The organism is Massilia frigida, assembly GCF_011682175.1.
Taxonomy (GTDB): Bacteria; Pseudomonadota; Gammaproteobacteria; order Burkholderiales; family Burkholderiaceae_D; genus Telluria_A; species Telluria_A frigida.
On record NZ_WHJG01000026.1, the window covers coordinates 97618 to 109432 of the forward strand.

The window sequence follows — 11815 nt, forward strand, 5'->3', positions numbered from 1 at the left end:
CGAGCTTGCCGCCTCAATTCTCCCGAATTGACTGACTTTGAATGAACAGGAACATCGCATGAGCGAATCGTCTTTTAGTCTTCAGGACCTGATCAGCGATCGGCAGCATGATCGCATTTTGCGCTTGTCCTTTCCGAACAGCGACGGCCCCGCCTCGCAACTTTTGGTTAACCGCCTGGACGCGTTTGAAGCCTTGTCGCGTCCATTCGAATTCACTGTCGAATTGCTGTCCAACGACCCCAATGTGGCGCTCAAGGACTTGCAGGGCAAGATGATGTGCGTCCAGCTGGTGCGCAGGGATGGCACGATGCGCTACTTCACCGGACGCGTGTTCAGCTTCGGCCTGAAGACGGTCGACGGCGGCGTGTCTTACTACGAGGCGAAGCTGGGGCCGTGGTATCAGTATCTGAGCATGCGCAAGGATAACTACCTGTTCCACAACACCACTTTGTACCAGCAAACGTCGAGCATCTTCGGCGACTATGGCAGCCTGGCCGAGTGGGACTGGCGCGTCCAGGGCGCCACTGGCGCAATGACCGACGCCTGCCAGTTCGACGAGAGCGACAGCAACTATCTGGAGCGGCGCTGGGCCCGGGCTGGCATCTTCTACTGGTTCGAGCATACCGAAGCGGGCCACAAACTGGTGCTGTCGGACGACTCCACCGCCGCCGATCCGATTGACGGCCGGCCCGAGATGCCGTTCCAGCGCCATGGCGGCGCGCATGAAGAGGATGGCATCGGCGAATGGTCGCCGGGGCGTCAGATCGTGCAGGGCACGGTGTCGCTGGCGTCGTACGACTTCAAGACCGGCCGCCCGGCGCAAACCTCGCTGCCGACGGTGCAGAAGCAAGGCGACGTGCCGAATATCGAATCGTACGAATACTCGGGCGCCTTCGGCTTCAAGGACAGCGGCGACGCGCGCGACGTGGCGCAGCGCCAGATGGAATCGGTCGAGGCGGGAGGCAAGCGCTTCGATGGCGCGGGCAACAACCGCTATGTGATGCCGGGGCGCTGGTTCCGCCTGATCGGGCACTTCGACGCCGATCCGCGCGGGGACGATGCACAGGCGCGCGAATTTCTCATCATCGAAGTCACGCACCACGCCACCAACAACTATCACGTCAAGGTGACCGAGCCGTCGCGCTACGAGAACACGCTGACGGCGATCCGCCGGATCATTCCGTGGCGCGCGCCGCGTGCCTTGAACAGCGTCGAGACGAAGATTCACGGCATCCAGACCGCGACCGTGGTCGGGCCGGCGGGCGAGGAAATTCATACCGATAAGTATGGCCGGGTGCGCGTGCAGTTCCATTGGGACCGGGTCGGCGCCAGCGACGAGAAGAGTTCGGCCTGGATTCGGGTGGCCACGCCATGGGCGGGCGCGAATTTCGGCATGACGTCGATTCCGCGCATCGGGACCGAAGTCATTGTGCAATTCCTGGACGGCAATCCGGACCGGCCGATCATCACCGGCATGGTGCCCAATACCGACACGATGCCGCCGTGGACGCTGCCGGAGAACAAGACGCAGAGCGGTATCTTGTCGCGCTCCACGCCGGGCGGCAGTTACGACAATGCAAATGCGATCCGCTTCGAGGATAAGAAAGGCAAGGAACAGCTCTGGCTGCATGCGGAAAAGGACCAGCTGACCGAAGTCGAGCACGATGAGGATAAATGGGTCGGCAACGACCGCAGGAAAACAATCGACCGCGACGAAACCAACCACATCAAGCGCGACCGCACCGAGACGGTCGACCGTGACGAAACGATTACGGTGCATCACGACCGTACCGAGACGGTCGACAACAACGAAACGATCACGATTCACAACAACCGCACCGAGCGGGTGGATCACGATGAGAAGATCAGCATTGGGGATAACCGCACCGAGGATGTGGGGAAGAACGAGACGATTGATATCGGCGGCAATCGTACCAAGTCGGTCGCCAAGAACGAAAAAGATTCCATCGGGAAGAGCTGGTCGATTAATGTGGCCAAGTTCAAGACCGAAACCATTGGCATGGCGTACATGCAGAACGTGGGCTTGGGACGGATGGAAAACGTGGGCTTGGGTTACAGCCTGAACGTTGGAATGTTCATGTCGACCGTGGTGGGCACAAGCCAGACGACCACCGTGGGCGAATCGATTTCCATTACAGCCGGTACCGAATTGTCGATCACGGTTGGCAAGGCCAGTCTGGTCATGAAAGCCGACGGCACAATTATTTTTAACGGGCACACCTTTAGCGTGGGCACGAGTGATGAACAAACCTTCAAGGCGGATGGCAACATCACCATGAAGGGTCAAAAAATCCTGGAAAATTGATGAACCAAGGTAAGCCCGACAGCGCTAGTATGCCCACGATCGAACTTGCATCGGCCGAACAGCTTTTGCGCGACGTAATAACGCAGACCCCGCCACGGCCAGCGCGTGCCGATGGCATCGCGATAGGCATTTTCGAGGGTATGGGGGAAGACGGTAGCATCCTGGTCAGCATTGCCACGTTTGGGCTGAGCCGGATACCGGCGCGTAGTATCAGCCCCCTCGATCCAAGCCAGATCGGTCAAGCGCTCGCGTTGGGATTCGAAGCGGGCGATCCCTTGCGCCCTATCGTACTCGGGGTGATGCTCGCCACACCCGCTGCTCCGGCCCGTGCTCCCGACGAGCTGTTGCTCGACGGTGAACGGGTGACACTCACCGCGCAGCATGAAATAGAACTTCGCTGTGGCGAGGCCGCACTCATCCTCAGCGCCGACGGCCGAATCCAGCTTCGTGGCACCTATATCACCAGCCAGGCCAGCGCGACGCATCGCATTCTTGGCGGCTCGGTCAACGTTAACTAGGGGCGAGCATGGAGATAATGGTTGGTTCCAAGCATTACTTGGCTGAGATCGCCACGGCGCTCGATATCCATGGGCGGGAACACCTCGTCATTGTCATCAAAGCCAGCTGGCAAATTCCAAATGATGGTCAGCGGCCGCGGCCGCTACCTCCTGCTGCGCTGTCGCAGGTGGACGAATTTTTTGGCGAGCCAGGTGCCAGCGCCATGCGTTACGGCTCAGACTTCGCCCGGTTCAAACCGCGCTGCGACGTCCTCTTCGACGCGTGTGCACACGCACCGCAGGGAGAAGCAGTGCGCGAGCTCACTGTGGCATTTCAAATTGGCACACTGAAAAAAGGCTTGAAAGCCATCGGTTCCCGGCATTGGCAAAAGCGCCTGGGCATGTACGGGCTGAGCCAACCAGCCCACTTCACCAGTATGCCCTTACACTATGGTGTCGCGTTTGGCGGTACCCGAACCTACCCCCAGGGTAGAGGGGCCAGAGCCCAGATCCTGAGCGAAGCATTACTGGACAATCCAGCCGGTCTCGGCTGGGGCGGTAGCAAGACCGGTGGCGATCTTGATGGCGCCGCGGCCCCTTGTTTGCAAGCCCTCGATGAAAACATCACCAGCCCGACCGGGAAGTACAGCCCGATTGCTTTCTCGGCAGTCGCGCGCCACTGGCAGCCACGAACACGCTATGTCGGCACCTATGACGAACACTGGCAGCGGGAAATCGCGCCCTTCCTGCCCGAAGATTTTGATGAACAGTATCACCAATGTGCGCCGCAAGACCAACAGATTCAATATCCAACCGGTGGCGAAAAGGTCATATTGCGAAACATGGTGGCAGGACGCGAAGACATTCGTTTCAATCTGCCAAAGCTCGACCAATTGCAGGTCCGCATATTGCGTCACGACTACAGCGTGGTAACACCGACGCCTGTGGTCGATACGCTGTTTTTTGAAACGGAGCAGGCCCGCTTCTCGGCAATCTGGCGCGTGAGCGTACCGATCCAGCGTCGCATCCAAGAGTTTAAACTGATCGCGGTCGGCGCAGTCGATCCTGCCTGGTGGGAAGGCAAGAGAACCGGAAAGGACGGCTGCGTTGGTTGCAATAATCAAACGGACGACACCGAGGAAGTATACGCATGACAGTCTCCTCCACGCCACCATCGCGTTTCTGGAATATTTTCAGCCGCCCCGCCACGGAATCGGTTTCGTCAACTTCCTTGGCCATCCGGTCTGCCGGGCTTTGCTGTGCCGTGGGCTATAACCTGGCGGCGGCTACCTGTGCAATACGCGCCAACATGGATCATTTTCAGCAAAGTGATTTTCGCACCTACCAACACGACAATATTACGGTCGCTCGCTTGGACGATACGGAAACCTGGGGCCCGACCAGGCTAGCGCGCTGGATCACGCTGGCAATCGATGATTGCCTTGGTGAGGTGCCGTGGCTAGACACCACGAAAGTACCGCTGATTTGGCTTGCACCGCTGCCTGAGCGTACCGGATGCGACGGTGAATGGTTCAATCGCGTCTTTACCCAAGCAATCGAGAGTTTGGATCAGGAGTTCCACCCAAGTTCCGGGGTCCTGCGGCTGGGCCGCGCCGGCCTGGCGCCGGCATTGCAGCAGGCCACTGAGTTTCTCGACCATCCGGACTATCCATTTGTGTTGTTGGTCGGTGCCGACACCTATCTCAACGCGGCGACCATCAACTACTACTTGAACAGCGAACGGTTGCAAACTCCGGGCAACTCCGACGGTTTCATTCCGGGTGAGGCCGCAGCCGCAATCTTGCTACAAAAAGCTGGACCAAACGCGACGGCAGGCGCTGCCGAAGCCGCTGAGCAGGCCTGCGTGCACATCGTGGGCTTTGGCGCCGGCAACGAACCCGGCCGTCCGGATGGCAGTGTCCCCAGTCGCGCGCAGGGCTTGGCGCAGGCCTTCCGCGCGGCCTTGGGAGCCAGCACACTTGAATACGCCGATCTTGAATTCCGCATGAGCGATCAGAACGGCGAGGCTTTTTTCGCGCGCGAGGCATCTAACGCCATTACCCGGGTCGCACCGGTTGGCGGACACAAATTGCCATTATTGACCATTGCTGACTGCCTGGGTGAAGTGGGGGCCGCGACCGGACCGGCCATGCTCGCGTACTTGTCGCGCCTGATGCCCCACCGCGCCAGTCCTGGGGAATGCGGCATGCTGCATCTGGCCGACGATCATGGCATGCGCAGCGCAGTTATACTTAACTATCATTCCAGTTAGAAAGACACGCCTATGGATACCAACGTTTTTGCGAACGATAACGAAATTTGCTCAAAGGCCGCTGACGGGCAATCGAGTGCCGCTTTCCCGGATCCGTGCTGGAGCCCGCCTGCGCCAACTGCTGGGCCATTATTAATCCCGTATCCAAATACTGCATTTGCCAACCAACTGCAACAAGGCAGCACCACCGTGTTTATTTGCGGCACGCCAGTCGCGCTGAAAGATGTCTCCTATTTGGCCAATAGCGTCGGGAATGAACCCGCCACGCTGGCTTTTGCCAAGGGCCAGAAAACAGCGGTGATTAAAGGCAAAGCGTTTTTCACCGACTGGTCACCGAATGTGAAATTCGAGGGCCTCAACGTTTGCCGACACAATGACCCTATGACACATAATCATGGCTGACTCACCGGCAGAACGGCTGAAAGCAGCCCGGGAAAAAAGACGGCGCGCCACCTCGGCCGAAACGCGACAAGATAACAGACGCACTCGCGTTGTCAGACCGGCACGTTACTCGCCGGCTAACACGGCCGACTTTCATTATTTTGACAGCAGGACGATGCATCCATCCTGCCGGAAGGATAAGGCGCGCATCAAAGATGCGTGCAATGACAAAGCAAATGCCGAAGAGGACTCCAAAAAAGCCGCCGAGGGGGCAAAGCTCAATCCAACAAACGTTAATGGTACAACCAGAAGCTTGTCACGCGAATTAAAGAAGGCGGCCACGGCACTAGACGGTGCTGGTAAAACCAGGAGTGGTTACGTTCGCAACGACAAGAATAAATGGATGGAAAACCACTGCGGCGGATTGTGGAATAAGCCAGGGGGGCAATATGGTCCGAAGGGTGAAAAAGTCAACAACACTGAAGGGTTTAAGCAACAGATCAAGGATAAAGTTGGCGAACTCAGCAAGTTAGCGGACGACGCAAAAGGCGCGGCCATGGGAAAATTGGAGAATTTTGCCAAAAACTATTTCAAGGACCACGCCGATGATATCCTTGAAAGTGCCGCTGAAAAAGCGGCAAAAAGAGCCGCGTTTGTCAAAGGGTCGCCGGTCGTCGCCAAAGCGTTTTCGCGCCTATCCATGTGGGAAACGTTGGGGCATGTAATTGGCAATGCCGCTGGCGCGATCATGACCAACGACATCGAAACAAAATTCCAGGCTGTCTCCAAAGCCGCATTCGACGCCGTGGAAAAGGCTGCGGAATACCAGCGCATACTCGCACCAGGTGGACTTGAGGATGTGATGGCAAGCACCATGGCCGGCATTGCCTTTGCGAATCCGTGTATTAAAGCGCGTAAATGCTTGCTGGTACCCTATGATCAGAGTGGAGAAACAGACAAGGGCAAGGGCTGCTGTCCCGGCCAGACCGGCCACCACGTTTTACCTAAAGCGATGTTCAACAAGTACACGCAAGAAACCGTGGACGGGAAGCCGAAAATGGTGGAAGGTGGATTGCGCGACTGCTGGAAGGACTATAATCAGAAAAAAGCGCTGACCATCTGCCTGGAGGGTACAACCAATCGTGCGGCTAACGGGAGCCACGGCATGGCGCACGCGGGTACAGCGGCCCTCATGCAAAGGCACCGCACATCGACGGATATGCCCTATACCACAGCGCGCGATGAGATTTCAACTATGCTGGCGCAAGCCTACGGTTGCGATCCAAATTGCCTCAAAGCGCAACTGGATGAATCCATGAAAGACGAACATAGCTGCGGCCCCCTTAAAGGCGCGCAAGTAAGCCCCCACTCTGGCGAGAGCCGGGGCGGACCGGATGTGATAGACTTGCCCAATTTGCCAAGTCTCTAAAGCAAAACTTAATCATCGAAACGGATTATTTTATGGAAGAAGTACTTGATAAGAAGTTCTGGAACGATTACTTGCGTGGCTACACAATATATGATTGCACCATATATCGATCAGAAGGATTTGGGTTTGTCTTCGTCGAAGAAAAAGACGATAGAGATGAATTGCCGAAAACCCGTTTTATTACGATGTCGCTCAATCGGCCAATGGATAAAAGATTCGGCGTGGTGACAGGTACTCGCTATGATTTTTGCACGATAGCCTGCAGCGTCAATCCGCCCGAATATGTGGCTGTGGATATTGGCAGCCAGGTATTTTCCGCAAGCGCCCTGCGCATGGGCGGCGAGAAGAATATCGACCAGGTCATCGACATGAAAACCTACCGCGGCGAGGTAGGTATCATCAATAAACTTGTCCGTGCGGCCGGCCAGATCTACGCATTGGGTAACTATCGAAAAATCTACCGGCGTATCGGCGTCGACCAATGGGTAGAACTGGGCAAGGAAGGTAAAGGGGTGCCCGTACCGAGGGACGTCGAGGCTGGAAAAACCTATGCTACCAGCTTGGGTTTCGTGGACATGAGTGCATTTTCCGCCAACGACATGTACGCGGTTGGTGGCAAAGGGGATGTATGGCGCTTTGATGGCACCCGCTGGCACGACTGTTCACTTCCGACCAATGTGCCTTTGTCGACCGTATGCTGTGCCGGCGACGGCTTGGTGTACATCTCGGAATTGAATGGCAGTGTGTGGGCAGGCCGCGCCGATCAATGGAAACGCATCGCCGAAGCCGACATCGCATGGGGACATCAACCGGTTGACTCGGTCTGGTTCAATCAGCGCCTTTATTTGGGTGCTCAGGAAGGATTATGGACAGTCGACCGGAACAGGAAACGCCTGGTGCCCCTAAGCGAAGTCGAACGTGACGCTCCAAACGCGACGAATGGCGGGCGGCTCGATCTGAGCCCGGACGGTAAATACTTGCTTACCGCCGGTCCACACGGAGCTTGCCTCAACGATGGCACCGGCTGGAAACGGCTATTCAACGCTTTCGACTTCATGTGAACCTACGACGACGCATATGCAAATAGGAAACAATCACAAGGTCATCGTTGCACTGGTTAAAAGACATATCGAGGACGCTGCTTTCTACTGGGCGCAACATGAGGCGAGCATCGATTCGCCACGCCTCAGCTTGAGCGAACTGGCACGATTTAGCGATTTGCTGGACGCGCATCTGGAAGGAATCAGCCTTGCAGGTTCCCCCGGGTGGCAGCCTACTTTGAGCGCCTTGGAACGTTGGAAGCAGCCTGGTGAAGCCTTTGTTGCCGCCTATGCCGCCTTGGGTCGGAATGATCCGTCTGAGCTCGCAGAACTCCTGTTGCACGTCCGCGCGCAGCCTGAGAAATTACTCCGTGGCGTGATCAGTGCGATCGCATGGCTTCCAACGACCTCCGCGCTGACCTGCATCGCGCAATGGACTCAGGAAAACAATGCTCCCCTCGTCCAAGTCGCGGCACTGCGCGCCGCTGCGCTCTGTGGCGATGAAGCGCAAGAGGCCATATCGCAACCCCTGATCAATTTCCTTAGCAGCGAGGATGCGCATGTTCGTGCGGCCGCGTGCAGGGTGGCTGCGTTGGGCGGAGGCGAGGGCGAAATTGAGGTGGCGCTGCACAAGTGCCTGGCAGACCCCGACATGCCCGTACGGGCACAGGCAGCGATTTCCGTGGCACGACGCTATAGAGCCATGCCGGTGCCGAACGACAGAAGCCAAAATTCGCTCCTGGCGGCGGAAACCCTCTGGCAATGTGTCATTAGCCAAGTGAATATACTGACCGACACCAAGGGGTGGTATCGCAAACAGGCGTTGCGCCGGCTTAACCGATGGGTACAACACCTGGCAGGAATGGTGCCAATCGGGCATCCGCAATTGGATGCGCTCTTGCAGTTCATGCCGCCACGACTGGCACTGCGATTTATCGCCTACCACGGCGATCCAGCGCACTTACCGCACGTGCAAGCAAGGCTAAGCGATAACGACACGGCGCGTTATGCCGGCTGGGTGTGGCAAACCATCACCGGCGTGGACTTGGCGAGCGCCGAGCTCACCATGGCTGAACCAGAGCAAACACCTAGCGACACCACCGGCGACGCCCGCACAGATGTGGATCATGGGCTAAAGCTGCCGGATGCTGAGAAAGTCCGCCACTTCGTCCGCATTCCCTTGCAAGAGGGTCAGCGGCATTTACGCGGCCAACCGCTCGACCCAGAACTAGCAATGCATTTGTTGGAAGTGGCGCCTCACGCAGTTCGGAGTATTGCAGCTCAATATCTCCAACTTCATCATCCAGTGGCGCGCGTCGTGATGCGAGGCGGTGCCCGCCAACAAATCGCCGCGCTGGACCAACTCGATGACGATCTGTTTCATTCCGGGGCGACGCTATGAACCAACATTTGGATCCATGGAATGATGCCAGCCTCGTGGCGCAACGTCTGTCGCCTCCAAACGCGCGGCTGCATGTCCTCATTGGTGCAGAAGCATGGTGCGCTACCTGCCGACATGTACGCCCTCAGTACGATGCTCTGGCCGCGCAGGCCAGCGTCGACGAAGTTTGGCTTTGGCTAGATCTGGAAGATCATTCAGAATTTATTGGCGACTATCTACCGGACACTCTCCCAATGCTGATCGCGTATCACGGGACTAATCTACTCGGCTGCGTCCCCGTAGAGGGCAAAGCGGGATCGCTGGGCGACCTGATTCATCGGATTCGCTCCCAAGGCGTTCTGCGCGATCCCAGCCACGATGCAGCACCGGATCCCGGCATTCGCGCACGCCTCCTGGTGCAAGACTGGGCGCCTGAATAAACGGCATGCGCACATACGAGCATGTGCGCATGTAGAACGTTCGGGAGCCAGGTCTTGCTCGTGTTCGACACTGCCATGCACTCTGCACGCACGAACTCACGTCCCGCGGGTTGGATGAGTAGGCCCAAGGAATTTCACCTTGAGCCGCTCGCAGAACCGTACGTGACACTCTCGCGTCATACGGCTCCCGTTATCCAACCTTATACCCCACATAACCCAGTGGCTGAACATCTGCGGGAACACCTGCCTCATCTTGCTGAGCCATTCCGCACTGGCGCAATACCTGCTCGCCAGCGGTTTGTACTTGCGTCGTAAGCGTCATGCCGGCACCGTCTGGACGTAACCAGGCTGGCCCGTCAAAGTAGTTCCACTACTTTTTGATGGAAACTACTATGGACACAGAAGTAAAGCCGGGCAACCGCAAGGGCAAACCGAATTACTTACTCGAGTTCAAGCGCCGACTCACCGTTGCGGCTTGCGAGTCCGGCGTGTCTGTTTCCAAGCTGGCGTTTGCTCATCAGGTCAATGCGAACATGGTATTCAAATGGCGGCGCGATCTGCGCGCGGGATTGTTGGAAGATGCGGCGCCAGCGCCGGCCACCTTATTGCCGGTAGTCCTCGCTAGGGCGCCGGCCGGTGCAAGGTCCAAAGCGGCGCCCGCGCGACGGGACACCATCCCGGCTGGCATGATCGAGATCGTGATTGCCGACGCGATGGTGCGGGTGCGTGGCGACGTCAATGCCTCGTTGCTCAAGACAGTCGTCCAAAGTTTGCGTGCATGATCGGCCTTCCTGCGGGGAGGCGCATCTGGCTCGCCGCCAGTGTCACCGACATGCGTGCCAGCTATCAAAGCGCAACTGGATGAATCCATGAAAGACGAACATAGCTGCGGCCCCTTGAAGGCGCGCAAGTAAGCCCCCCACTCTGGCGAGAGCCGTAGAGGACTGAATGTGATCATTCGGCCTAACTTGCCAGAATTCTAACGCAAAACTTAATCAGCGAAACGGATTATTTTATGGAAGAATTACTTGATAGGAAGTCTTGGAACGATATTTTTCGTGGCTACACCATATATGATTGTTCCATCAATCGAGCAGAAGGATTTGGCTTTATCGCCGTCGAAGAAAAAGATGATAGAAATGTATTGCCGAAAATCCGTTTTATTACCATGTCGATCAATCGGCCACTGGATAAAAGATTCGGCGTGGTGGAGAGTCCCAATTATGATTTTTGCACGATAGCCTGCAGCGTCAATCCGCCCGAATATGTGGCTGTGGATATTGGCAGCCAAGTATTTTCAGCAAGCCCTCTGCGCATGGGCGGCGAGAAAAATATCGATCAGGTCATCGATATGAAAACCTATCGCGGTGAAGTGGGGATTATCAACAAAGTGGTCCGTGCGGCCGGCCAGATCTACGCATTGGGCAACTATCGAAAAATCTACCGGCGTATCGGCGTCGACCAATGGGTAGAACTGGGCAAGGAAGGTAAAGGGGTGCCCGTACCCAAGGACGTCGAGACTGGAAAAACCTATGCTACCAGCTTGGGTTTCGTGGACATGAGTGCATTTTCCGCCAACGACATGTACGCGGTTGGGGGCAAAGGGGATGTATGGCGCTTTGATGGCACCAGCTGGCACGACTGTTCACTTCCGACCAATGCGCCTTTGTCGACCGTGTGCTGTGCCGGCGACGGTTTGGTGTACATCTCGGAATTGAATGGCAGTGTGTGGGCAGGCCGCGCCGATCAATGGAAACGCATCGCCGAAGCCGACATCGCATGGGGACATCAACCGGTTGACTCGGTCTGGTTCAATCAGCGCCTTTATTTGGGTGCTCAGGAAGGATTATGGACAGTCGACCGGAACAGGAAACGCCTGGTGCCCCTGAGCGCATGCCCTTATACATAAGTCAGTCACCCCAGCCCGTCGCGTAATGCACGTAAGGTCTCCGCCGAGGCGTGCACTTGATCGAGCCCCTTCCAGATCGTCTTGACGCCAGGTTCGCCATCGCTGTTGCGAGCCAGGAATCCACCAATTTTCGCGATCAG

The 11815-nt window shown here is 57.0% G+C and carries 12 protein-coding genes; 11 read left to right on the forward strand and 1 reads right to left on the reverse strand.

Annotated elements, in window-relative coordinates:
- The first annotated feature begins 58 nt into the window (after window positions 1–58).
- The 11 genes from F2P44_RS22435 to F2P44_RS22485 all read left to right on the forward strand — a co-directional run bounded on the left by F2P44_RS22435 (window position 59) and on the right by F2P44_RS22485 (window position 11675).
- The gene (locus F2P44_RS22435) at window positions 59–2326 is read left to right on the forward strand and encodes a type VI secretion system Vgr family protein (protein WP_167089507.1); all 2268 of its coding nucleotides are present in this window, start codon (window positions 59–61) and stop codon (window positions 2324–2326) included.
- A complete protein-coding gene (locus tag F2P44_RS22440) occupies window positions 2326–2844 on the forward strand; it encodes a DUF6484 domain-containing protein (protein ID WP_167089509.1) in 519 nt (172 codons plus the stop codon). The genes F2P44_RS22435 and F2P44_RS22440 overlap by 1 nt, the downstream gene beginning before the upstream one ends.
- Window positions 2845–2852: 8 nt before the next feature.
- Window positions 2853–3977, forward strand: coding sequence for a DUF2169 family type VI secretion system accessory protein (locus F2P44_RS22445; RefSeq protein ID WP_167089511.1), 1125 nt, complete (start codon window positions 2853–2855; stop codon window positions 3975–3977).
- Window positions 3974–5095, forward strand: a complete 1122-nt coding sequence (locus F2P44_RS22450) for a hypothetical protein (protein WP_167089513.1) — start codon at window positions 3974–3976, stop codon at window positions 5093–5095. The genes F2P44_RS22445 and F2P44_RS22450 overlap by 4 nt, the downstream gene beginning before the upstream one ends.
- Before the next feature lie 12 nt (window positions 5096–5107).
- Entirely contained in the window at window positions 5108–5497 is a 390-nt protein-coding gene (locus tag F2P44_RS22455) for a DUF4150 domain-containing protein (RefSeq protein ID WP_167089515.1), read from the forward strand.
- The gene (locus F2P44_RS22460; protein WP_167089517.1) at window positions 5490–6905 is read left to right on the forward strand and encodes an HNH/endonuclease VII fold toxin-2 domain-containing protein; all 1416 of its coding nucleotides are present in this window, start codon (window positions 5490–5492) and stop codon (window positions 6903–6905) included. The genes F2P44_RS22455 and F2P44_RS22460 overlap by 8 nt, the downstream gene beginning before the upstream one ends.
- A 32-nt stretch (window positions 6906–6937) precedes the next feature.
- Window positions 6938–7966 carry a hypothetical protein gene (locus tag F2P44_RS22465; protein WP_167089519.1) on the forward strand — a complete coding sequence of 343 codons (1029 nt, stop codon included), beginning with the start codon at window positions 6938–6940 and terminating at the stop codon, window positions 7964–7966.
- A 16-nt stretch (window positions 7967–7982) separates the two neighbouring features.
- Complete coding sequence (locus F2P44_RS22470) at window positions 7983–9347, forward strand: hypothetical protein (RefSeq protein ID WP_167089521.1); 1365 nt, start codon at window positions 7983–7985, stop codon at window positions 9345–9347.
- Window positions 9344–9766 carry a thioredoxin domain-containing protein gene (locus tag F2P44_RS22475; protein WP_167089522.1) on the forward strand — a complete coding sequence of 141 codons (423 nt, stop codon included), beginning with the start codon at window positions 9344–9346 and terminating at the stop codon, window positions 9764–9766. The genes F2P44_RS22470 and F2P44_RS22475 overlap by 4 nt, the downstream gene beginning before the upstream one ends.
- Before the next feature lie 392 nt (window positions 9767–10158).
- Window positions 10159–10548, forward strand: a complete 390-nt coding sequence (gene tnpA / locus F2P44_RS22480) for an IS66-like element accessory protein TnpA (RefSeq protein WP_229423690.1) — start codon at window positions 10159–10161, stop codon at window positions 10546–10548.
- Between the two features lie 233 nt (window positions 10549–10781).
- Complete coding sequence (locus tag F2P44_RS22485) at window positions 10782–11675, forward strand: hypothetical protein (protein WP_167089527.1); 894 nt, start codon at window positions 10782–10784, stop codon at window positions 11673–11675.
- A 5-nt stretch (window positions 11676–11680) separates the two neighbouring features.
- Here the strand turns inward: F2P44_RS22485 and F2P44_RS36175 are convergent.
- Window positions 11681–11815: IS4 family transposase (locus tag F2P44_RS36175; RefSeq protein WP_167089529.1), on the reverse strand; the 135-nt coding region annotated here is incomplete at its 5' end.